This window comes from Streptococcus pluranimalium, from assembly GCF_047785745.1.
Classification (GTDB): domain Bacteria; phylum Bacillota; class Bacilli; order Lactobacillales; family Streptococcaceae; genus Streptococcus; species Streptococcus pluranimalium_B.
The window spans coordinates 46,708-68,815 of sequence record NZ_JBLOJT010000001.1 but is presented as its reverse complement, the minus strand read 5'-3'; the positions used below and the strand labels follow the sequence as shown (position 1 = coordinate 68,815).

The following is a 22,108-nucleotide window of genomic DNA, read 5'->3' as shown; positions in this document are numbered from 1 at the left end:
TGTTTTGTCTGTTCAACTTATGTCACATTCTTTTGGCAAATTTGACAAAACCTGCTGTATGTTCTTATTATCGTGAAGTCTCACTCTACTGACTCGTTCCGATTCCTGCTCCTAGGTATAGAAACTCATCATTCTTCTTAAATCAGCGTCTTATAGATCTCCCAATCTTCATCTTTAAATACATTGAAAACAATCTTCAAATCAGGATGGTTATGACAAAAATCTTTGACCGTTTTCACTGCAATTTGAGCTGCAAGTTCATTAGGAAAATGAAATTCCCCTGTTGAAATGCAACAAAAGGCCAAACTAGTCAATCCTCTTTCAACAGCTAATTCTAAACATGATTGGTAACATGACGCTAATTCTCTCATCTGCTCCAAACTTGGCTTGCCTTGAATTATTGGTCCGACGGTGTGAAGTACATACTTGCTTGGAAGATTGTAAGCTAGTGTTATCTTAGCTTGTCCTGTCGGTTCTAAGTGTCCCTGTTCTACCATTAACTCCGCGCAAGCCATGCGTAGTTGCAGACCAGCTTGGCAGTGAATAGCATTATCGATACAGCGATGATTTGGGACAAAACAACCTAACAGTTGACTATTAGCCGCATTGACAATCCCATCAACTGCTAAAGTAGTGTTATCCCCCTGCCAGAGGTAGAGCTGATTTGAAATAGGAGATAGGTCTTCTAAACAAGTCACTCCTTTCTTTTGCAGTTTTTCTTGGAGATAGCCATTTTGTTTTCTATAAAATTCTGCACTAAACTTTTGAGGTTCTTGAATGGCCATCAGTCCACGAAGAACCCGATCCTTATCCGCATCCGCAGGTATTTCCAAACCTGGCGCTAGTTCTGCTATCAATTCATCTACTAAAGCCATGATGTCATCACCTCCCCTATGTCTTTTGTAATTGTCATTGTTTTATGAGCATTCTCTTTTACGCCCTCTGTATCTGTCTGATTAAAGCGAAGCAATTTTGCCTGCGGCAGATGGTAGGTCAAATTTTCAAAGGGATAGCGAATAATAGTTGGTGTATTATAACCCACTCCCAACTCCAAAAGAATAACTTTTCTATCTTGTAAGCCTTCCAAAAAAGAAGCATAATGTTTCTGTTGTCTATACCATGTTTCATCTTGAACAAAACCATGATCAATTCTAAGATGGCGGGTCAAAGGTGCGCCACAATTAGGGCAAACTGGCAACAATTGACTAGGAATTTCAAGATTAGCGTTAGTTGCCATCAGCATTTTAAGCACTTGATCTTTATTATCATAAACAAGTGGCTTGCAAGGAACTGAACATTGAAACTCACCATAATTTCCCTGCACCTCAAAGAAACGATGAGGATCAAATCCTGCTTTCATAAATTGACCATCAACATTGGTGGTGATAACAAAATAATCTTTGTCTTTCACTAATCGAAATAAGTTTTCGTATAGGGGCAATGGACCATCTTCATAACGATTATGATAGATATGTTTTGCCCAATAAGCCCACTCTGCTTCTGGAGTTGGATACGGATAAAACCCTGCACTATACATATCGCTCAGACCATATGTTGCGATAAACTTTTCAAAATGTTTTTCAAACCTTGAACCAGAATAAGTTAGGCCTGCAGCTGCAGAAAAGCCTGCCCCTGCTCCAATTAAGATAGTATCCGCATCTTGAATTGCACTTATGGCTTGTCTTTCTATATCACCCATTCAAACCTCCTACACTTTTACCTGAAAACTATCTGTATAAGGTGGCAAGACTGTCAAGTCATAGAATTCGCCACGAGCTTCGGTAAAGGTAAATACTTCCAAGACTTGACGACTTTCCTCAGTTGGATAAATGTCATACATATAAGGATTTTTCTCAAGCAAAAGTGCTAACTTCTCCTTACCAATATGTTGAACGTTACCTGTCAATGACATCATCTTACGGTGCATGGTATCAATACCATGCGTCAATCCAGTGATGGAAACATAGGGAGTGTCACATAGTTGCTTATAAAAAGGCTTCGTATTGGCTGTCAGAAAATAAACTGTTTTGCCATCTTGATACATCATATCGATAGCACGAGTGCTTGGGTAACCATCTACATCAACCGTTGCCATAACCACTGAATGAATATCATCTACTAATAATTTAAGATAATCTGATCGTTGCATCGTTTTTTCCTCATTGAGTCGTAAAAGGTAAGGCTCTTCACCTTACCTCAAGCGTACTTCTTAGAATTTCCCGTTATCATTGGCTGCTTCTGTCGCAATATCTTGAATAACGTCCCAATGTTCTGCAATATAGCCATTTTCAACACGGAATAAATCATAGAAGGCCACATGACGACCTGCAAATTCTCCTTCAGAAACAGCAAGCGCAAAATCATCTTGGGCAAGAACTTGATATGTTTCCTTGTAAATCATTTCCAGCCCTGCTTCTGCTAAAGCAGCAAGTGCTGCACCAAGCCCTGACAAACCATCTGCAATACCCGTATTATGTTGGATATAACGATCACCATTAAAGTAACTTGTTAGTTTATCTGGGTTTTTGCCCTGCAGAATATCTTGAACAAAATTCGTTACAAGCGTGCGAGTTGCTTCCTTATCTGCCGCTGTCGTCTCAATAACACCATCCGTTTGTGTCCGCCCACTTGGGTTTGGCTCAGCAAGAGTGTCTAAGTTATCCCAATGTTCGGCTACCTTCCCATCAGTATTGAATCGGAAAATATCAAAGGCAACTTGCTCACCTGCACCTGCAAAGTTATAAATATTGTGAAGAAAGACCTTGTCGCCATCTTCGAAAGCACGGATTGTTTTTACAGTAGTTTTAACTGGTGCTTGTGCCAAACCGTCAACAGCACTTATAAAAGCAGCTGCACCCGTAGCGTAGGCTTGATTATGCTGAATGTAATCAGATGCTAGCAATTGACGGGCTGTATCAAGATCACCAGTAGCAAATGTATTGATAAGGGCTTTTGCATTTTGAATATTTTGTGACATAAGATTGTCTCCTTTGAATGTTATTTTAGGGCTATTTGCCTTACATCTATTAGTCTACTATCAATAGTTTCATTTGGAAAGTAGGCACTTTTTTAGCATATAGTTACCTAAAAGTGTCTTTTGTAGATTTATCAATGATTTTGAAGTCTAAAAAATTTTTATTATTTTTTTAAATTGCTTGGTATCATAGAATAGGATATAATAGATTCAAAGTTTCAAAAAGATACCAAGGAGAAATTATGGTTGTAAAAAAAGAGTTACCAGCATGTCCAGTGGAAACGACCTTATCTTTGATAGGCGATAAGTGGAAAATTTTGATTCTACGCGATTTATTAACGAAAACGATGCGATTCGGAGAACTAAAAAAATCGATTGGATCTGTCAGTCAAAAAGTCTTAACGAATCAATTACGGGATATGGAAAAACAAGGTTTGGTCAATCGCAAAGTTTACGCTGAAGTACCACCAAGAGTCGAATACTCATTGACTGAAACAGGCTTTAGTCTCAAACCTATCATTGATTCCATGTGGGACTGGGGAATGGATTATAAAGAAAAATACGAGAAATAGAAAAAGTCTTCTCTATTTTGCGTCTAATAACTATACCGGAAAGTTCAAAATAGAGAAGAGTACACTTTCATTCCCATTAACTACTCATATTTGGAATAAATCTGTCTCCTAGAGTTTATAGAAACAGAAATTCTAAAATTCCATCTACTATTTTAAGTAAGACAAACGATTGCTATTATCAGTCTGTTACTTCCCATATATGACAAAATGTTTTATGAGTTCACGTGCTAACTATCACAGTCTATGTGAGATGATTCTGAATCCATTTCCCTCACTGAGATAGATAAACGTTTTCCTATCTTCTAAAAACTACTGTACTAATTAATTTTATTATTTTTCAAGTATCATATATTTTTGACCACTTATAAAAACAATTCTAATTATTACTTATTCTATATTCTATTCGTATTAGAATATAGAATAAGATTACATATAGGACACTTTATGACTATTCCAATTGTATTTCTGTACTAGGATTTTTATAAAAATAATTATTGGTAATAAATACTTTTGCAAACGTTTCTAGTCTTCTAGCTAGTCCCTCATACTCATCAAGATAATGACCTAGTTCTTCTTGTAGCGCTCTTATTTCTTCGGTCACTTGTTCTACTGTAATTGATTCTGTCAAGTTCATTTTGGAAAAATCATACCTTGCTAGTTTTCGACTATTCGGATCATCACTCTTTAGGTTGATAAGCACTTCCGCCATCTTATTCAAGGTGGCGATTTTTTCATTGGTTTGATTTAGTTTGACATCTAGCTCCGCTATTTCTGCGACTAGTTCGTCTTTAATGTCTTGGTATCTTTTGTCTGTCTCTGTTAACTCAATCAAGAGGTTAATCTCAGTAATCTTTTCTTGAAGTCTTTCAACAGTCGGTCTTCTGTAGGGTATTACTCGACTATCGTTGGTTAGCTGTCTAATCAAGGTTCGCCCTTTAATATACTGATTCTTATCCGAATGTTCTTTGTTATAGATAAAGTATGAGGTTGTCTCACGGATATAGACTTTATATTTTGTCTGATTCTCTTCTTCAAGAATATCTAATTGATAGTTGGGAATGAAAATAAGACCACTCTGCTTTACACCAAAAGACACCTTGATATAAACGCCCTCATCAACTAACTTCTCTATTTGGTGTCCTGCAAGTTCCACTTCAAATTCATGAACGGCATCTCGTTTTTCCTTAAATATCTCAAAGGCTTCCTCAATCTCTTCAGTGGATACTTTATCCTTATCTCGTTCTTCTTGAAAAGTATAGTACTGCTCCTTTAAATTCTCTAATCCTTCTGAATCACCGACTTCCATATTTTTAAAGTAATTTTGAAAAAAATTGACATCATATAATTTCTTGTCACTTATTTTTTTATGACTCAGACTTATCTGATTGCCATTTTCTTCAAGAGTAAAGACAACATTTTTTTGTTTTAAGTCAATGGTTAGATTCAATTCTTTTGCTTTTGTTAGTAACTCTTCTAAAGAATTGACACGGTTCAACAAAAATTCTAAACGACTTTCAATCTCTTGCTTAGCTAAATGCGTTCTAAAAAATTCTTCATCATATAAATCTCGTTTGCTGAGTTGGCGTCCTCGAATTGGCTTTGTCATGGATCTATCTGTCATCATGAATCGACTATGCTTCTGACTAAAGTCAATATGAACATGTAACTGCAACGCTTTTTCTAAAAAATCATCAAAGGACTTTGACTGTTGCATCAAAAAATACAGACGTTGTTTCAATTCAAATTTATGACTAGACTGCCTATATTTTTGATAGTCACGGTAGGAGTAACGCTTCTCGATAATTTTTGCCCCCGCCATCTTAGAAATACGGTCTGAAATCATACGAAGGTTTCGTTCCAAGGCATAATTCCATATCAATTTTTTATCTGAATTACTGTCTATGGCATTGACTAAGATATGGTTGTGGGTATGATCTTTGTCTGTATGAGTCGCTACGATAAATTTAAAGAGACCTCCTGTCAATTCCATCATAGTCTCATAACCAATCCGATTGATTTCTTCAGGAGTCAAATTATCTTCAGGAGAAAATGATTGGATGAGATGATGGGCATGAATATTTTGCTGGTGTTTTTCTTGTCGGTCATTTCTTGATTCGTACAACTTGTCATTATTAGTAAAGTTGACATTGTACATTTCTACCATTTCTTCATAGCTAGGAAAGTCTAAGTAATTGCTCATGCCAAAATCAGATACCAATTTCAAATTGTCCGTTTTATCGGGATTGAGGATATACTTAATCAAACGCCTACGATATTTTTTTCCGTGCGTCGCAAAGTGTTTAGTGACTACCATGAAACTCCCTCAGTCTTTTCACTTCCACTTGAAATTCTTTCTCTACGCCAGTAATCAACTCACTAACTCCTTTACTTAATTCTTGTAACTGTTCTTGAGAAATCAGATGGCTTTGATTGATGGCACGCGCAATTTGATTAATGTTATTTCCAATCCGTCTCAATTCAAATACTAACTGGTCATAGGTATCCGTGTTAATGGTGACAAATGACATATTGGGATTCAGCAACACTTTTCTGGCATAGACTGAAAAATTTTGACAATGACTCTTAGCAATCCGTTCATTCAATTGATGTAACTCTGAATCTGTTAGAAATACTTTTTTGAGATTGGTACGATAACGATAAACCATAGTAGCCTCCTATCTCATGTATTTTTCACGAAACCCATGACTGAGTGGCTGTACTTTATTGACTTCCGCAATCAATTCTTGAACACAGGTCAATAAGATGGATACATGCTCTTGAGTCACCTGATGATTTTCTCTTGCGACAATTAGAACTTCATGCACATCTCGACTGATCTGTTCAAACTTTTGAGACTGCCAAAGGGAAAACCATTCTTTGGCAGCTAACTGTTTATCATCAGTCATCAAAATTTTATCCCTGACGAATGGTGAAAAGTGACGATAATTATCAACCTCCATCATTTTTTCAATCTGTTTTAGCTCATCTGCGGTCAGATTTACCTCTTTTCTAATGTCACGGTACTGTTCAGACATCTCTTTCCCTCACTTTCATCCTTTCTCGGGTAAACCCCGACCCCGTGTGTCATACGAGAAATTTCTTAAAGTCCTTGTTCGGTCTTTGCGAGCTCAGGCATTGTGGTCACAATACCCAAAAAATCATATCGCCAACCGACCAAAACCTTCCAGTTTTGACAGCCAACGATAAGATAACTTGGTGGCTTCGCCCCCAAACCCCCAGTGAAAATTCAAGACTTGATTTTCTTAGGAATGATATAAGAATAACAAGGATGATTTGGAAAAGTTATCACAGTATGAAAAATGAGAGTAAGAAAAAAGAGAGCTGGGTAGCTCTCGGAAACTATCTTAAATATTTAGCAAAATACTCTTTAAAAATATACGGTTCTAAATTCTTTGAAGAAAAACCTTTAGATAGTTTAATACATTCTTTTGCAGTCCCTTTCCCTGGTCGAAGATAAAATTCTCTAATAGTTTGAAGTAATTTACCTGCTTTGGAATGATACTCTTGATTTGTCATCTCTTCTAACCGATTATCGACCGTTAAGGCAAATATATTTCCTTAATATAAATTATCTGCATATTTAGATCTAGTCATATAATCCTGAATGTCATATAACATAGATTTCATATTACGATAATTAGGTGCACCTACTAATGCTCTACTCGCTCTATTTATACCATCAACATAGCTATATGCATCATTTAAATTGTTGAAACTCCTGAATCTCTTGGAATCAAAATACTTATATTCTCTATCTAACTGTGATTTTAATGCTCGTAGGATAGCTAAGGCAGTATTATCATCGTTATTTTTTATTGCGGTATAGGCTTTCTCAACTTCATCATTGTAAAAATCAATATGTTGATTAATTTCGGAGCCTAAAATACCTGTAATATCAAATTCAAGTAAATTATTTTCTAACATAATAATATTCCTCCTTACTAAATTTAACTCAGTAAATGTCTTTAATTTACTCATCAACTAAAGACAAAACATCAATAATATCATTTGGTTCAAAATAATCTTGTGCTTTTTGAATAATCTGACTATCATTACTCGGCATGTAAACAATTAAATTTTTCATTGCTCTAGTAATTGCAACATAGAATAACTTCTTAGTTCTTTTTTGGACATTCTCATTAACTGAACCTTTACCAAATAGGCTATCAAAATTATATTGATTCCATTTTCCATTATCTAATAAAACTAAAACATTATCATATTCACTACCTTTAACCTTATGCTGCGTTATAACAGATACATATTCTCTGAGATAAGCAATACTATTTACATATTCTTGAAATGGCATTATCTTAAGTCGTGACCATAAATAATGTCCCCTACTTTCAATAAAATTAGTAAATAAGTCATCCTTTGAAATTAATCCACTTTCCTCTGCAAGTTCTATGACTTTTCCAATTGTAATATCATCAACAGAGATTTTTGTCATAACTTTAGATAGACTAATTTTATCTTCTGATGAAGTTATATTACATTTAGTAATACGTAAGAATTCATTATGCTTACCTGTTTTATACAGCTCTAATAGCTCATAGATTAAATCTAACCTTTTAAGAATCCTATCCCTATCTGTGCCCGCTTCATATCTACTACTTAATCCATTAAATTTATAAGCTAACAGCGATTCTTTATTAACTTTACTCTTATTACTAACTTCTTCAAACGAGCACGTCTTAATTTCATCGTAAAAAGCCAAAAGTTCTGGGATGGAATTAACCACATCAATTATTAATGGACCTCCCTTTCCGACAGCTATTTTAGCCTCTTCTACCAGTTCTTCAAACGTTTTTCCTTTATCAGCTATCTTATTTTCATTGATTTTTTTCTTTATACCTGTAATTAATTTCACAAATAAATCAGTATTATATAATTCAAATAACTTAGAGAAACCTGCCATTTCTGCATTAAGTTTATGTGTCAGACGTAATTCTTTTGTTTTTTTAGCTATATCAAATTCTAAAGCTTTATATAGTTTACTATTTCTAAGAACATCAAGTTGATTAATATCGTTCCCGTAGACAAATTTCACTGTTCCAGCAATGACACTCCCATCGTCCATATTGGGAGCCGTATCATCGTTGGATGGAGTTTGAACTAAACCATCATTTCTAACTGTATTGGCTAAATCAATAACTTTTTTAGGATTACGACGATTTTGAGTTTTTTGTATCTTTGCCAAATTATAAGAATTTAAGTCTCCTACCCCTGAATCATAAATAGCTTGCATAGAATCTCCAAAAAAGCCTACAACATTTTTCTTAGTACTCTTTTGAAGATGCTCTAATAATATTTTCACAATTAGTGGACTTGTATCTTGATATTCGTCAACAAAAATATAGTTTGCAGTATCCGCTAAAACATCACATAACTTCTTATATTTTGAAAACATTTTTTCGGCAACTATTAGAATATGGTCATGACTTATTTGGACTTTATTTTGCTCTGTTATACTCATAGAGTACCATTCAGCATAGTCAACACGGACATCATCAAAGTAATCAAGTGAAATACTTTCTTCTTCAATTACATCCTTTGGTGAAACAAATAACTTTTGTGAATCATCATTTATTAACTCAACAAGACATTCTTTAATCTCTTTTTGGAAATTTCCAATGATATGCCAGATAAACTCATGAATTGTTGATACCCATAAATTATCATTAATTATTCGTGATTTAATTTCTGCAACAGCATTATTAGTATAGGTAATACATACAATTGATTTTTTAGGTTCTTCAATCGATATTTTTTCAATAATTGAAATTAGCGAATAAGTTTTACCACTTCCAGCACCGCCTTCAAGAATAAAATTTTGACCTTGTTTTATTGCTTCAAATACTTTTTCTACTTCTGGCTCTACTGTTCTCGTAACCATAATAATCCCTCCGAAATATATTTAGGTACTTTCCAAGTATTTTCTTCATCTTCAAAGTATAATAAACTTGATGCAAAGGCAGACTTTTTGTTCACTTTATTCCTAGCAAATGTATAGAAATCTTCTATTTCATCGTCATCAAAGTTTTTTAAAGCTTCATATTCAATAAGACCATCTTTTTGTTTAATAATGAATTCTTTATTTAAACCGATAAAGGAATCTTCAAAACTAGCAGGCTGATAACCATTGTTATCTTCGGGAATTTGATATGCAATACGGATTCTATTATCTGGTGTTATTTTTTCAGCAAAACTTTTTTGAGTTACTGTTGAAAAAATTCCATCTCCTGAAATATTGAAGAAACTTTTAAGAGAAGTATTTGACGTAGATGTAGCATTTACTGCTGAACAAGCGATAAAACGATTCTTTTCATTTTTATTTACAGGATCAATATCAGTAATTATCAATACTTTTATCCCTAAAAAGTCAAAAAATTTCCTAAACACTTGTGAATGAGCACCTGTTTCAATGATTGAAATGTTTTGAGAAAGTAATGGCATTATATTTGAACCTTGTTCTATTGGAGTTGCTATATCCACTTTTTGCATCATTGTTGGCAGTAAAATTCTTTCCGTGTCACCTTCAATACAAATGACTTTATCAGCAAAAAATAGGTCACTACTATTGAGTGTCAAATACTGCTTAACAAATCTGTACCCAAGTTTATCATCTTCATATTCTTCTTTCAATGAATTAAAAGCCTTTGATATAGCTGTGCCATTATCACGCTTAAAATAAATTAAATCATCAAAGTTGCAATCAGACACTATGTGTGATGAATGAGTTGTAATTAAAGTTTGAATACCACTAGTATATCCACTTGCTTTTAGTTCATCATCATGTTCCTTCAGCAAACCTTTAATATTCTTGATAAAAACATATTGCAATTGTGGATGTGTATGCGACTCTGGCTCCTCAATATAAACTAAATTAATATCAGCAAGATTATTTTTGATATCTGCCATCAACGTCTCTATTTCAAAAATCATCCCATATAGATTTAAATATCCCAAACCATTGTATGTTTCTGGTAATAAACTATCGTCATGCCTATAGTATAGTGTTGTATTATTACTCAAAATGTCTTTCTCAGAAAGAGATGAATGAATTTCCAACTCTGATTCACTATCATTTCCACCAAATTTTTTTACTCTTTTAAAGATCGAGGTGAAAACCCCATCGTCTTCACCATCACCACTATATGCCTTGGTTAAAGCTTCATCTGCCTCTGTAATTGCAGATTGAAGTAAATTTTTTGTAGCATTGTCAATATCATCACCATTATTTGATTTATAAAATAGATTTGATGTTTTAGATAATGAATGATTATTTTCTTTATTTGATACTTCTCGATTAGCTCTAATCCCTCTTATTTTAATAAGTTTATGAATATCTTTCATTTCAAGTAAATCAGACTTTTCTTCTGTCAATTTCTGTGTATCAGGATTATATCCCTGTGAGTTAATCTGCATCTCAAAAAATTTACTCATGCTCTTCTTCATAAATGACTCAAATTTTGAAAAATCATCTGAAAAATTGCTTATTTCGGTATTTAAGTCATGAAGTCTCGAAATAGGGACTATATACGAAAAATCAAGAATAATATAATTATTATCAGGATTTAAATCCATCATAAGTGGCTGGATGTTTTGATAAGAATCTTCTTCTGAGTACTGAATCCAAATTTGAAGGTTTATTCCTAAAATAGGTTCTAATTCCGAGTCAGGGGTATACGCAACCTTTTTTATATTTTCAAAAATTACTTTTCTATGATACAAATTTATATCTTCCCAGGTTAAACTAGAACTTTTATTGATTATCTTTTCCAATACAGATAAAACTGAGGTTTTACCGCAATTATTTTTTCCCACAATTAATGACAATTCACTCTTCAACTCTAAAGAAAAATCCTTCAATAAACGATAATTTTGAACATTAATTTTTTTTATTTTCATAAATTCTACCTTTTTTCATTTCCAAAAACTCCATCAACAATTCCTGTCCCACCTTCATCATCTCTTCCTCCACCTTGCTCCATTTTCCGAAGAGGCATTCTTGTAGCACTTCTGCTGCTGAACCATCATCAATTTCAGAGTCATAGACACACCGTCTGTCTCTCTGGTAAATTTGAATCTCATCAAAGAGTTTATCAGTTTCTAACTCTCGTAAGTTATCAACTAAATGCTCTACAATACCATCGTGATGTTCTTTAGGGGTTGCTCTAGCTTGATTTGGATTTACGGCATAGACTTCCTCGTAACGAATTAAGGTGCTGAGATAGGACAATTCAGGCTTAGTTGCTATCAATGCTAGTGAGACTTGATAGCCTCGTGATTTCAATAGCCGAGCTGTTTTTCTTGGTACTTCTGTCGTTCTCAAAGTTCCTTCGATTAACAAATGATAACCTTGTTTACTGAGTTCATCCACAAGCTGTTCCACCATTTTTCCTGCAAAGCCTTTGGTATAATCCACGCTATCCTTACCATACTTCTCTTGCAAGGCTAGATAATTCGGGTGTAAAGAACGATAGCTGTCACCGTCAATAATAATGATATTGCCTTGGAACTCTTTCTGCTTGATACGGTGTATCGTTGTCTTACCTGCTCCGCTTTGCCCACCAAGTAAGATGGCTTTTGGGGTTACTGATGTCGTTTTACCACGAGTTAAGGAACGAATAGTTCGTTTTAAGGCTAAGTCAAAGTCATCCTTGCTAAATTCTTCTAACCGCATTAAGCCACCACCTGATGATGAGCAAGCTCCAACATTCGCTCAATACCATCTAAATAACCATTGTAACGCTCCACTTCATCAAACGATTGAACAAGATAAATCTTGGTATTGATAAGATCAGACAAATCATCACTCATCAAAATCCAAGGGCTAGTCTCATCATCAAAAGTAATTCCTTGACTATCTTGATAGCGATATAGTTCGGACAAAATCGCTGCGCCTCGCTCTTTAATGATTTCTATTTTTAGCGTTAATTGATAATCTTCTACTGGTGTTAACATCTTTTCTTCCCCTACAATATCGATATACGACACGTTGAATTTCTGACAAATACGATCTATCAGTTCTGTTGAAACAGAGCTTGTCCCATTTTCATAACGACTAAGGCTATTTCGTGAAATACCCACTATCTTAGCAAACTCTGGTTGCGTCAAATCATGAGTTTTTCGTAAAGATTTGATATTCTCTCCAATCATAGATAACGACCTCCTATTAGTTACTTTCATTATAACACAAAAAGCAAATAACGCACCAAAAATGGTGCGTTATTTGCTTTTCGGTTTCTTGGCCTGCTTAAACTGCTCTATCCGCTTTTCAAGTTGCTCAGTCTTCAATTTATTCTTAGCTTCAGTTATGGTCTCATCTAATATAGGCTCCTTTAGCAATATTTCAGGAGACTTTTTTTCATCTTCGATAGTTTGACGTGTAGCGTCAAAAACGACATCTAATAATTGGTTGACCTTATGTAAGTCGGCTTCAGACATTCCTGATAAGCGATGAATGAGACATTTAAAACTATCTTGGTTGTGCCTTTGCTTTTGGAATAACCTCATCTTCTCTCCCCATAAAAAGCAGCCCTTGTAAGGACTGCCTCACTTACAAGTCATCAATAGCTTCTGAAATGGCTTGTTTGGTCATAAAAAGTCCTTCTTTTCTTTTGATAAGTAGTAACATTCCGTCGCTCTCTCCTCATCATAAAAAAGACGACTTGATTTTAGTATCACATCGAAGAAGGACTAAGAAAAAAAGCTATCGGTAGCACTACCGATAACTTCTGAAATTCCCTACAAAAAAGAGGAGGACTGACGTATCAGACCCTCCCAGAGCCACTCTATAATGCCAAATTATGGTGAAATACTTCGTTTATAATTTTTTGGGTTTCTATTTCATCTATTCCAAAATATTGTAGTTGCATAGCTAGGACAATTTGTTCAAGGAACACCACATCTAGCAAAGACTCATTTATAAATTCCTTATCTAAATTTCCATGAGCAAAATTATTTCTTTGTTTGCCTATTCGCTCTGCAATTTCAGAGTGATTATACGAAATATTGTTTAATTTATATATGGATTGTCCAAATAAATTCAATAAAGATGCACCGTATTCTTCAAATATTTGACCAATCTTTTGAGAAAGAGATAAATAGGATACAACTGATTTTTTCAAATCTTTGTAAATTTTTTTCAGCTTACCTGTTGAATTTTCAATCAAACGCTCTAATTCTTTACTAGCTTCTTCTTCCAGTTTTTTTCGTTGCTCGCTTTTCCATTCATCTTCTGAAAATATTCTACTAAACTCCCATTCAAATGCAGCGGTTCTTAATACAAAACTAGCAGCATCAATTATCCGACTATCCCTAAAACTCTTACCTAGATGTCTGAGATATAGATTATTTTCAGCTATGTCATCTAATATCTTTCCCTCATAACCAACAATATATTTTTGTTGAATATATCTTCCATCTTTCAATGGCTTCATCTCAATCTCAATACTTTCTTCAATCACATTGAATTCCCCAACCTTTCCTTGATTATTTGACAACCGAATATCAGTAAAATTAACATTTCTTCGATTACAAAGAAATTGGATAAACTCCTTTGCGATACGATATAACTCTCGTACAAAAGAATAATCTTGAGTTTCTTCAAAATGAAAAACCATTGACGATGATAATGCTAGAGGTGGCTTTTCGATAGATAAACTTGTTGTTCTAGTGACGCCGAAATAAACTTGAACTTCTTTTCCAAAAACATTAAACTTCTGTTCTTCTGTCGTTGTTGAGTCAAAATCATAGGTACTAATATTTATTTTTCCATCATGTTCATCAGGTTTATACGAAATTTCAAAAGCATGATTGATTGGATGAATATAGTTTAGTTCTAACCCGCTGAAAGATATCCGACTAATCATCGGTCTTTCAGAATAACTAAAAAAATAGGCCAAAAACGGTACAGTAATAACACCATTGTTTTCATGAAGTTGAATGTGTTTATTTATTAAAAATGTAATAACTTGATTTGTTTCATTTGTACGTCCATAAAGAAAGTCTTCTTCTACAAATTTAGGCTCTCCAGGCCAAGCATAGCTCCCATTTCCCAATTTTTTATAAAACCAAGAATGCCTAATCTCATCTTTTTCCCCTTCTTTGGGAATCAAGGATAATCTTTCTTCAGCGAACGTAAAGAAAAATTCATAACCCATCATCTGCAAAGTTCCTGTCAGCATACACTACTAACCCCCTAATTGATTTAAAATAATTGCCACCACTTCTACCGACTCCTCAAAACTAATTTCACTGGCATACCTAAATGATTTTTGATAGCGAGACCAAAGCTGATTCTGATAGTCAGAGCTACGGATTACCTCTAATTGACTTTCCCAATTTATCAAAACATCTAAGCTTCCTCTTTTTTTAGCAGTATTATTTAGAGCAGTTTTCAATATTGGGATATCAATCTCATCTTTTCGAAGGTGATACAATGTGTAGAGGTCATAGCGATCACGAGGTCTAGTTGAAGCAGCTCCTCGGCGAATAATCGTTTCTAATTTTTCAGCAATAACAGTTTCTAAATTATAAGTCCAAACTTCTAGTTTATTCTCTGAAAAAACAGACTGCAATTGATAAGTAATTTCTCGTGGCGTTATCCGATCACCTGTTGTTATATCAATAAAGACAACTTCACGTAGGGTATCGAATGTCGCCTTGAGTTTGAGGGTAAAGCCCCCATATTCATCATCTTGTCGAATTGGCTCTAACATATCAACTTCAAATTGGAAACCTTCAGAAGGTTGACTTACAATTTCTTTGAAGATTGTTTGAATATTTTCCTCACTAAGAGGTTGACCTTTCAAAGTAACATCTAAATCCATAGTTGTTCGTTTATCTAAGCCAATCATCTGTCCGATAAGGAATCCACCTTTCACAATGAAAGAATCTTTATACCGACTTTCAGAGATGAGTTTTAAGATTTTCTCAATCAAATAGTTCTGCTGAACTTGTTGAGCAGGTATCCCTTTTTCTCTTGCGATATTCTTAATTTTCGCTTTGAAGCTATTGGCATTTGAAAATTTCACGACAAGACCTCCACATAAGATTGTAGCTTTTCAGTGACTTTAAATAGTTGTGCATAGTGGTACAACTTGGCATAATTCACAGCTCCTTTTTTAAAGTAAGCTTGAAACGCTGGAGCAATGACTTGAACATCAACATGATAGGCTGTTCGCAAACACTCTACCAAAGTTCGTTCCATATCATATACTGAGATAAACTGTCCAGCCTGTCGCTCTAGTTTTATAATACCGATTTCATGATGATTTCTAGCAACAATCGGCTTAACACCAGCTTCTTTCATTAGCCTCGTGTTCGTTCCAAAAGGAAAAGTCATCACAGGTTCAAATGGAACAGTGAGGGAAAGGCCATGTAACCATAGTGCTGTTTCTAAGGAATAAATTCCTTTTGGAAAACGATACTGTAAACTAAAGAAATCATCAATATAGGTATCAGGCAGATGATAGATCCCTCTTTCAATTGATTCCACTTTACCTTTTGAGACCAATTGATTCAGTTGTTGGTAAGAAAGGTTAAGCTCTTCTATATCACGAAAAGTTATAACTCCATGATTTTTTTTTATGTAATTATAGACAGGTTTCTCTAACAAATCCACATTACCACCTTCTAAATAATATGCTAACATTTCACTACAATGTTAGCATATTATTCAGAAAAAATCAACAACAAAGAAAACAATATGCTAACAAATCATTAAAATGTTAGCGTATTGTTTTTCTATTTCGTCGTATAGGCAAAATTAATCGTACCATCGACTCCTGATAACTTACGGAAGGTATAGTTAGGATTGCCATTATAGTTGGTCTCTGAGATGAGGACAGACCCATCTGGGTAAACCTTCTCGACAAACGACACGTGACCGTAAGCGGCAGGTGTTCCATGAGCGCCACCCGCAAAGGAAATAATCGCTCCTGCTTTTGGTTGCTTGCCTGTTTCACCACCAAGACGTGCTGCTGTTGCCACCCAGTCTTGACCATTCCCCATGGTACTAATGATTGGGATTTTCTCACCATTTCGTCCTTTGAGTTTCAAGCCCAATTGGTTAATCCGAGCTGCAACTCCCCACGTACATTGCTCATAGGCATAACCCATACCGTCACCTCCACCTGGAATGGAGTTGTCATAAAGGTCTCCTCGAACCGCTTCCAGCGCTTTTGGATCACTCTGGGCTGTTCCACCATTTAGTTGGCTAAAGCCTTTCTCAATTTGGTAATACCACTCTGTAGCTCTCGTTTGACGTTCTAAGAGCTTATCACCACTATTTCCTTCCCAATAAATGAGAAAGAGTTGGGCAAGACTGGCTGGGCTTCCTGAGTTTTTGAAAAAGTCTTTTAACCAGTTGGTATAGTAAGGATTGTCCCCATGGAGCATGAAATCCAGTTGTAAGCCTAAGTCATACCACTTCTGGTTTTTCCCTTTGGCATACTCTAATAATAAGGTATGTCTGCGTGATCCATCTGCAGTATCTGTCCACTGCCCTAAGCCCAAGCCACGTCTTAGAATATTCGGGTACCTGCCATTATAGATAGCTGGACCATTTAGAGACAACTATCCCTCATCGTCCCAAGAACTATCCGTTGCTCCTACAGGAGGCGATAAATAGTCCCCTTCAGCTCGTTTGGGATTAATGGATGATTCTACTGACCAGTTTCCTAAAATAGCCGCAATCGCTTGATTGGTCGCTCCTTGGCTTTTCAAATACTCGTAGATAACTTTGGCTCTCGCAAACTCATCGCCTCCAAATTGACCTATGGTAGGTAGAATGGTCGTTTGGAGTTGAATGACTTTAGGAAAGTAAAAGGCTGGATTAACGTAAACCAGTTTCTCTGAATCATCGTCAACCTTTTGATAGGTCACTTTTAGAACAGCACCATCCTTGGTTTGACCAATCACTTCCCCTGCTTGGACTTTCTGACCGTCTGTCACTCGACCACTATGACTATTAAATAGGGTCTTTTAAGACGGCATAAGCGACTTTAACCTCAAGCTTCATGTCCTTATATCGCTCACTCTCAAACAAGAGCTTTGGAAGTTTGTAATACCTCTCGGATGTCTGATAATGATTGGCACTAATGCGTTTCATGATTGTCCTCCAATAATTTTAGTTCTAGTTGCCCCCCTGCTTTGACGTTAACCAGGCCACTTGTTTCTAATTCTTCTAGTATTTCTGTCGCTTTTGGTAGTGTTACTCCCATTGTAAGCATAAGGTAGCCAACGACACCAAGTCGAGTTGATTCTGCAAGTTCCACGATTTTCCTCCCTGTAAAATAAAAAAGGCAAGAACACTCTAAATTGTTCTTGCCACAAACTAGGCACCAAACTGGGCACCAAAAAATGGTTTTTATTGCTCATTATTGCTTCTTTAAGCGATGATATTTACTTGCCTATCTATTAGCACAACAACTTAAAAACCCTTTGAAATCAAGGGTTTTAAGGGTTATCCACTTCTCAAACAACTCACATAATCTCTTAGGCACCCATTCAACCATTGAATAGTAGCCATTTCTTATTCCTTTTCTGTTTCAATCTTTTTATTTACATGTTCCAGTGATAAAGTCAAGATATCTTCCAAAACATCAAGGTGTATATCTGCCAATTTATTGACATAGACACAGCCAACCGCTGTTTTGTACTTACCTAAATTTTCCAAAAAACTAGCTCGATTAGGTAAATCCTGATCAATGTAAAGAGTGATTTTCGCCTGTCTTGGAGCAAAAGCCAACTGAGGTGAATCACCTTCACGACCCGTCTCATAACGATAATGATAGTTGCCAAAACCAATAATCCCAGGATACCAAACCACTGCTTCCTCTTGACTGACTGTTTGGTACAATCCCAACAGTTGACAGCCCTCATCCTGTTGACGCTTAGTCTTCAGACTAGAAATCAGCTCCTCAACAGACTGACCTGTCGGTGCAATCTTAGCCATAACATCCCTCATAAACACTTACCATCTGAATACGATAGTCTATTTTATTATACCATGAAATCAGAACAAGTCGCTACCCATAAAAAATAAGCTTTCTAACAAGAAAACTTATTTGATGAATGATTAAATAATTCTCGTCTCAAAGGAAATGCTATAAAATAGGTCAAATAACACCTATTAACAAAAGAATATAGTTTACAGCTGACACAAGGACAATCAAGCCATTATTTAACATATGAACAACAATGGAATCTCGAATATTGCCTTCACGATTGAAGGCGAAAAAGAAAATACTACCAAGAGCCAAGTAAATAATAATCTCTAGAGGCATAACCGCGTGTAAGAGGGCAAATATCAAGGAACTCACCAGACATTTCGCCCACATATTATCCTCTTTAAAGAAATATCGACTGAAGAATCCTCTAAAAGTCAGCTCTTCTAGAACTGGCGCAAAAAAGGCAAGCATGACATGAAAGGCTACAAAATACATAGGAAACATGTGTTTCAAATCGCTAGCAGTTGCTTGCAAGGCTGCATCATTAGCTGACATCATATTACCAGTTAATTTTTGCAATAACAGTGTCCCTACAACTGCTACTACACGCGCCGCAAGAAAAAATAAGAGTGCCATTCCAAACCGCTCCAAAGTGAATGGTCGTCCTGTAATCATGTAAGATTCTTTTTCTACATAAGCCTTCCAAATCTGCCAAATAATCAAAAAAGCAACTATAAGATACAAAATACTAAAAAGCCACTGCAAACTAACTGGTGTCCTATCTTGATTACCGATTAAAATCATGGGTGTCAAATTAAGGACAAGCACCAACAAAATCAAACCGATAAACTTAAAAATACGTTTCAACAAAGACATTTTAAAACTCCTTTTGAATATTATTTGTGTTAAACTCATTATTTTTTTAAAGTTATTATTGATGTCCCTATCAAAAAATACGAGTTAACAATATGGTCAGTATACCACATCAATTAAACAATGAACCTTCAAATCCTAAACAGTCATTCAAACGTCCTGAATGGTCGTTTTTATCCTAAGCCATTCAATTTTTTGATACAATCACTGAAATAAAAAAGGCATCATCAGTAACCATTCAAGATTAGCCAATAACACCTTTTTAGTATTTACCTTACACCATCATTCAGATTAAGCAATAGCTACATACCTTCTTGCCCCACTAAAGCTCACATAAGATAACCAATGGTGTCCGTCTGAACTCACTACTTTATCATAGTTAACCGTTGAACTAGCGTCATAGTAAGCTAGTTCTGGACTTGATAATTTTGGCTAAGCCTTGATAGAAGTACGTTTCTTAAAGGTATAAGCCCCTTGGGAAGATAACTTTGTCTGACGTGATTCAGTATTAGGTTTTACACTGCCATAGTCACCACCTTGGAAACCGTAGTACTCTTCAAGTGATAACCCTGAATTATGAATATCCTTAGCTTCTTTTCCAATATAGCGAAGATGCCAAGCTTCTTGCATAAAGCCCGTCACAGCTTCTTTACCTGGTTGATAACGGACAATAAAGCCATATTCATGAGCATGTTGCTGAAGCCAAGTACTAGCAGCCTTATCTTCCAGAAGTTGCCCCTTTTTATCTGTTAGGTCAAAAGCCAATCCTGTTTGGTGTTCACTGTAACCTGGTCTTGCTGAATAGCGATCCGCTGCCGCTTGTCCATCACGTCTGACATATGATTGATATAATCCAGCTTGTGTATTGTAACTTCTAAAACCACTGTAACCATAGCCGACATTGTAACCTTTTGCAATCATATCATCACGCAGTTTGATGAAAGCGGCCTTAGCAGTCGGATTCTCACCTGGATTGTACTGAGCAGATAGTGGGTATTTTTTATTAACGACGATAACCTCATCATATTTTCCAGCCACGCTATAGTATGAACCATTAAAGGTAACCTTTTGCTTTGAAGAATTTGTAGCTGTCGGAGTCACTACTGCTTTTGCTGGCAATGTAACCGTCGTTGATAAAATCCCTTTCAATTGACTATTTCCGTAATCATAATAGAGATGGACATGATAATCGCCAGTATTATTTTTGTGATTTTTAGTAGCAACTTGAACCTTGTAAGTATCGTCCCCTTGTTTCTGTGCCTTATACCAGACCAAATCATCCTGACCACCTTGATCTGACCAAACAGGAACTTTAATTGACTGGATAGTATTTGGAGAAACTACTTCTGAAATGGTAATAGTGAAACCAGCACTTGAGATATCTGTGACAGCCATGCGACCATAAAGCTTGAGACTACTTGTCGGTGTTACTTCCTTAGTTGGTTTCGGACTTATTTTGTCAGTAGTTCCTTTAATTTTTCCTAAATCCACATAGCGACGAATACCGCTATAGCTAACATAAGATAACCAGTGATGACCGTCATTTTCAATGTAGCGATCATAATTAACCTTACCGCCCTTGTGATAATTAAACTCTGTCTTAGCAGCTACTTCAGGCTTGTTCTTGATAGCACTGTCCTGAGTAAAGGTATAAGTTCCTGATTTGGCAATGGCTTTTGCTTCTTCTTCCTTAGTTGGCGTTGGTTTCGGAGTAGCCTCTGGTGTTTTCGCTGGGACATCCTGAACCTTTGAGAGGGCAACATAACGGCGGACACCACTGTAACTGACATAAGATAACCATTGCACCTGATCTGCAATCAAGGTTTGATCATAATGGATAGACTCACCTTTGGCAAAGGTAAATTCTGTCTTAGCAGTTGCCTTAGGGATATTTTTCACAGCAACTTCTTCAGTGAAACGATAAGTGCCACTTTTCGGAAGAGACTGACTGGGTTTTGCCTCCTCGTCAATATCTTTCGTGTCTGCTTTAGGAGGATTAACCGTTACCTTACCAATAGGGGCATAACGTCTAACCCCACTATAAGAAAGGTAAGTCAACCAGTTGGTACCATCCTTGGTTACAAGATTATCATAGTACACCTTGTCGCCCTTGTTGACATAAAATTGGACTGGCGCTGACAATTTTGGCTCATTACGAACATCTGTGCGTTCTGGATAGATGTAAGTCCCCTGTTTGGAAAGACTTGGTATCACAACTTCTTCTAGCATAGCTTCTGAAGCTGCTTGATGGGCTGAGGTTGCTTCAGGATTTACTGTTGACTCGCTAGTCTCTACGATATTTTCAGATAAAACGTGTGATGAAACAACTTCTTGACTCCTTACTTCACTGCTAGCTGTCATTGACAATTCAGAAAGAACTTCTGAAGAAAGGATTTCAGAAGATGATATTAAAAATTCTTTGTTACTTAAATTCACAATCTGATTGTCATCCCTAACGATCACATTTGGAACTAAACTATCATCAGCTGAAACCTGACCAGCACAAACCGAAGTCATACCAAGAAGAACTGATGCAGTTCCAATGGAATACTTTCGAATGGAAAAACGCTGTTTTTCATTGGTAACAAAAGATTTTGTCATATCCTCATCCTCATTTCCTTACTTTTCACCTTCATTATAATCTTCATTTTGTCATTTGTAAAATATATTTATAACATATGTAATGTAAATGAAATATTCGAATTAAC

Annotated in this window: 21 protein-coding genes and 4 pseudogenes; 1 reads left to right on the top strand and 24 read right to left on the bottom strand. The window is 35.7% G+C overall.

Annotation, left to right across the window (positions count from 1 at the left end; all coding sequences use genetic code 11):
* Positions 1–137 precede the first annotated feature (137 nt).
* Genes ACMZ6U_RS00365 through ACMZ6U_RS00350 form a run of 4 tightly spaced genes read right to left on the bottom strand, consistent with a single transcriptional unit; the run spans position 138 to position 2,977 of the window.
* Positions 138–875: a protein-ADP-ribose hydrolase gene (locus ACMZ6U_RS00365; protein ID WP_416105728.1), complete on the bottom strand. Its 738-nt coding sequence runs from the start codon at positions 873–875 to the stop codon at positions 138–140.
* Entirely contained in the window at positions 866–1,699 is an 834-nt protein-coding gene (locus ACMZ6U_RS00360) for a Sir2 silent information regulator family NAD-dependent deacetylase (protein WP_416105727.1), read from the bottom strand. Before ACMZ6U_RS00360 ends, ACMZ6U_RS00365 begins: the two co-directional genes overlap by 10 nt.
* A 9-nt stretch (positions 1,700–1,708) precedes the next feature.
* Positions 1,709–2,149: a pyridoxamine 5'-phosphate oxidase family protein gene (locus tag ACMZ6U_RS00355; protein ID WP_416105726.1), complete on the bottom strand. Its 441-nt coding sequence runs from the start codon at positions 2,147–2,149 to the stop codon at positions 1,709–1,711.
* A 60-nt stretch (positions 2,150–2,209) separates the two neighbouring features.
* Complete coding sequence (locus ACMZ6U_RS00350) at positions 2,210–2,977, bottom strand: nuclear transport factor 2 family protein (protein ID WP_416105725.1); 768 nt, start codon at positions 2,975–2,977, stop codon at positions 2,210–2,212.
* A 239-nt stretch (positions 2,978–3,216) separates the two neighbouring features.
* On the opposite strand from ACMZ6U_RS00350, the gene ACMZ6U_RS00345 reads away from it, so the two are divergent.
* Positions 3,217–3,546: a winged helix-turn-helix transcriptional regulator gene (locus ACMZ6U_RS00345; RefSeq protein ID WP_287981573.1), complete on the top strand. Its 330-nt coding sequence runs from the start codon at positions 3,217–3,219 to the stop codon at positions 3,544–3,546.
* A 448-nt stretch (positions 3,547–3,994) separates the two neighbouring features.
* Here ACMZ6U_RS00345 and ACMZ6U_RS00340 read toward each other — a convergent pair whose 3' ends face one another.
* The 20 genes and pseudogenes from ACMZ6U_RS00340 to ACMZ6U_RS00245 form a co-directional block, all read right to left on the bottom strand.
* A complete protein-coding gene (locus ACMZ6U_RS00340) occupies positions 3,995–5,860 on the bottom strand; it encodes an SAG1250 family conjugative relaxase (RefSeq protein ID WP_416105724.1) in 1,866 nt (621 codons plus the stop codon).
* Positions 5,847–6,212, bottom strand: coding sequence for a plasmid mobilization relaxosome protein MobC (gene mobC, locus ACMZ6U_RS00335; RefSeq protein ID WP_018163914.1), 366 nt, complete (start codon positions 6,210–6,212; stop codon positions 5,847–5,849). Before mobC ends, ACMZ6U_RS00340 begins: the two co-directional genes overlap by 14 nt.
* 9 nt (positions 6,213–6,221) lie before the next feature.
* Positions 6,222–6,581, bottom strand: a complete 360-nt coding sequence (locus tag ACMZ6U_RS00330; RefSeq protein ID WP_416105723.1) for an SAG1252 family conjugative relaxosome accessory protein — start codon at positions 6,579–6,581, stop codon at positions 6,222–6,224.
* Positions 6,582–6,906: 325 nt separating this feature from the next.
* Positions 6,907–7,083 carry a hypothetical protein gene (locus ACMZ6U_RS00325; RefSeq protein ID WP_416105722.1) on the bottom strand — a complete coding sequence of 59 codons (177 nt, stop codon included), beginning with the start codon at positions 7,081–7,083 and terminating at the stop codon, positions 6,907–6,909.
* Between the two features lie 42 nt (positions 7,084–7,125).
* Positions 7,126–7,491 carry a hypothetical protein gene (locus ACMZ6U_RS00320; protein ID WP_416105721.1) on the bottom strand — a complete coding sequence of 122 codons (366 nt, stop codon included), beginning with the start codon at positions 7,489–7,491 and terminating at the stop codon, positions 7,126–7,128.
* Positions 7,492–7,537: 46 nt separating this feature from the next.
* Positions 7,538–9,463, bottom strand: coding sequence for a UvrD-helicase domain-containing protein (locus ACMZ6U_RS00315; protein WP_416105720.1), 1,926 nt, complete (start codon positions 9,461–9,463; stop codon positions 7,538–7,540).
* Positions 9,445–11,478: an ATP-dependent nuclease gene (locus ACMZ6U_RS00310; RefSeq protein ID WP_416105719.1), complete on the bottom strand. Its 2,034-nt coding sequence runs from the start codon at positions 11,476–11,478 to the stop codon at positions 9,445–9,447. The genes ACMZ6U_RS00315 and ACMZ6U_RS00310 overlap by 19 nt, the downstream gene beginning before the upstream one ends.
* Positions 11,459–12,253 (bottom strand): type II toxin-antitoxin system toxin PezT, encoded by a 795-nt coding sequence (gene pezT, locus ACMZ6U_RS00305; RefSeq protein WP_416105718.1) that lies wholly within the window; start codon positions 12,251–12,253, stop codon positions 11,459–11,461. The genes ACMZ6U_RS00310 and pezT overlap by 20 nt, the downstream gene beginning before the upstream one ends.
* Positions 12,253–12,729, bottom strand: coding sequence for a type II toxin-antitoxin system antitoxin PezA (gene pezA, locus ACMZ6U_RS00300; protein WP_416105717.1), 477 nt, complete (start codon positions 12,727–12,729; stop codon positions 12,253–12,255). The genes pezT and pezA overlap by 1 nt, the downstream gene beginning before the upstream one ends.
* Positions 12,730–12,798: 69 nt before the next feature.
* Positions 12,799–13,086 (bottom strand): hypothetical protein, encoded by a 288-nt coding sequence (locus tag ACMZ6U_RS00295; protein WP_416105716.1) that lies wholly within the window; start codon positions 13,084–13,086, stop codon positions 12,799–12,801.
* Positions 13,087–13,364: 278 nt separating this feature from the next.
* Positions 13,365–14,759 (bottom strand): hypothetical protein, encoded by a 1,395-nt coding sequence (locus tag ACMZ6U_RS00290; RefSeq protein ID WP_416105715.1) that lies wholly within the window; start codon positions 14,757–14,759, stop codon positions 13,365–13,367.
* A gap of 6 nt (positions 14,760–14,765) precedes the next feature.
* Positions 14,766–15,608, bottom strand: a complete 843-nt coding sequence (locus tag ACMZ6U_RS00285) for a nucleotidyl transferase AbiEii/AbiGii toxin family protein (RefSeq protein WP_416105714.1) — start codon at positions 15,606–15,608, stop codon at positions 14,766–14,768.
* Positions 15,605–16,198, bottom strand: coding sequence for a type IV toxin-antitoxin system AbiEi family antitoxin domain-containing protein (locus tag ACMZ6U_RS00280; RefSeq protein ID WP_416105747.1), 594 nt, complete (start codon positions 16,196–16,198; stop codon positions 15,605–15,607). Before ACMZ6U_RS00280 ends, ACMZ6U_RS00285 begins: the two co-directional genes overlap by 4 nt.
* A 122-nt stretch (positions 16,199–16,320) precedes the next feature.
* Positions 16,321–17,556, bottom strand: a pseudogene (locus ACMZ6U_RS00275) (phage tail tip lysozyme); the annotation flags it as partial.
* Positions 17,555–17,686, bottom strand: a pseudogene (locus tag ACMZ6U_RS00270) (replication initiator protein A); the annotation flags it as partial. The pseudogenes ACMZ6U_RS00270 and ACMZ6U_RS00275, both read right to left, overlap by 2 nt.
* On the bottom strand, positions 17,673–17,852 hold the full coding sequence (locus ACMZ6U_RS00265) for a hypothetical protein (protein ID WP_416105713.1): 180 nt from the start codon (positions 17,850–17,852) through the stop codon (positions 17,673–17,675). The gene ACMZ6U_RS00265 and the pseudogene ACMZ6U_RS00270, both read right to left, overlap by 14 nt.
* Before the next feature lie 257 nt (positions 17,853–18,109).
* Complete coding sequence (locus tag ACMZ6U_RS00260) at positions 18,110–18,532, bottom strand: DUF1801 domain-containing protein (RefSeq protein WP_416105712.1); 423 nt, start codon at positions 18,530–18,532, stop codon at positions 18,110–18,112.
* Positions 18,533–18,695: 163 nt separating this feature from the next.
* Positions 18,696–19,403 (bottom strand): lysostaphin resistance A-like protein, encoded by a 708-nt coding sequence (locus ACMZ6U_RS00255; protein ID WP_416105711.1) that lies wholly within the window; start codon positions 19,401–19,403, stop codon positions 18,696–18,698.
* A 288-nt stretch (positions 19,404–19,691) separates the two neighbouring features.
* Positions 19,692–21,089: pseudogene (gene ldcB / locus ACMZ6U_RS00250) on the bottom strand (LD-carboxypeptidase LdcB/DacB); the annotation flags it as partial.
* 78 nt (positions 21,090–21,167) lie between these two features.
* Positions 21,168–22,001 (bottom strand): annotated as a pseudogene (locus tag ACMZ6U_RS00245) (SH3 domain-containing protein); the annotation flags it as partial.
* Positions 22,002–22,108: the final 107 nt, after the last annotated feature.

What these genes read in the sequence shown, in the direction of transcription:
- ACMZ6U_RS00365 (WP_416105728.1), bottom strand. Translation starts at nt 875, where the DNA reads ATGGCTTTAGTAGATGAATTGATAGCAGAACTAGCGCCAGGTTTGGAA.
- ACMZ6U_RS00360 (WP_416105727.1), bottom strand. Translation starts at nt 1,699, where the DNA reads ATGGGTGATATAGAAAGACAAGCCATAAGTGCAATTCAAGATGCGGAT.
- ACMZ6U_RS00355 (WP_416105726.1), bottom strand. Translation starts at nt 2,149, where the DNA reads ATGCAACGATCAGATTATCTTAAATTATTAGTAGATGATATTCATTCA.
- ACMZ6U_RS00350 (WP_416105725.1), bottom strand. Translation starts at nt 2,977, where the DNA reads ATGTCACAAAATATTCAAAATGCAAAAGCCCTTATCAATACATTTGCT.
- ACMZ6U_RS00345 (WP_287981573.1), top strand. Translation starts at nt 3,217, where the DNA reads ATGGTTGTAAAAAAAGAGTTACCAGCATGTCCAGTGGAAACGACCTTA.
- ACMZ6U_RS00340 (WP_416105724.1), bottom strand. Translation starts at nt 5,860, where the DNA reads ATGGTAGTCACTAAACACTTTGCGACGCACGGAAAAAAATATCGTAGG.
- mobC (WP_018163914.1), bottom strand. Translation starts at nt 6,212, where the DNA reads ATGGTTTATCGTTATCGTACCAATCTCAAAAAAGTATTTCTAACAGAT.
- ACMZ6U_RS00330 (WP_416105723.1), bottom strand. Translation starts at nt 6,581, where the DNA reads ATGTCTGAACAGTACCGTGACATTAGAAAAGAGGTAAATCTGACCGCA.
- ACMZ6U_RS00325 (WP_416105722.1), bottom strand. Translation starts at nt 7,083, where the DNA reads ATGACAAATCAAGAGTATCATTCCAAAGCAGGTAAATTACTTCAAACT.
- ACMZ6U_RS00320 (WP_416105721.1), bottom strand. Translation starts at nt 7,491, where the DNA reads ATGTTAGAAAATAATTTACTTGAATTTGATATTACAGGTATTTTAGGC.
- ACMZ6U_RS00315 (WP_416105720.1), bottom strand. Translation starts at nt 9,463, where the DNA reads ATGGTTACGAGAACAGTAGAGCCAGAAGTAGAAAAAGTATTTGAAGCA.
- ACMZ6U_RS00310 (WP_416105719.1), bottom strand. Translation starts at nt 11,478, where the DNA reads ATGAAAATAAAAAAAATTAATGTTCAAAATTATCGTTTATTGAAGGAT.
- pezT (WP_416105718.1), bottom strand. Translation starts at nt 12,253, where the DNA reads ATGCGGTTAGAAGAATTTAGCAAGGATGACTTTGACTTAGCCTTAAAA.
- pezA (WP_416105717.1), bottom strand. Translation starts at nt 12,729, where the DNA reads ATGATTGGAGAGAATATCAAATCTTTACGAAAAACTCATGATTTGACG.
- ACMZ6U_RS00295 (WP_416105716.1), bottom strand. Translation starts at nt 13,086, where the DNA reads ATGAGGTTATTCCAAAAGCAAAGGCACAACCAAGATAGTTTTAAATGT.
- ACMZ6U_RS00290 (WP_416105715.1), bottom strand. Translation starts at nt 14,759, where the DNA reads ATGCTGACAGGAACTTTGCAGATGATGGGTTATGAATTTTTCTTTACG.
- ACMZ6U_RS00260 (WP_416105712.1), bottom strand. Translation starts at nt 18,532, where the DNA reads ATGGCTAAGATTGCACCGACAGGTCAGTCTGTTGAGGAGCTGATTTCT.
- ACMZ6U_RS00255 (WP_416105711.1), bottom strand. Translation starts at nt 19,403, where the DNA reads ATGTCTTTGTTGAAACGTATTTTTAAGTTTATCGGTTTGATTTTGTTG.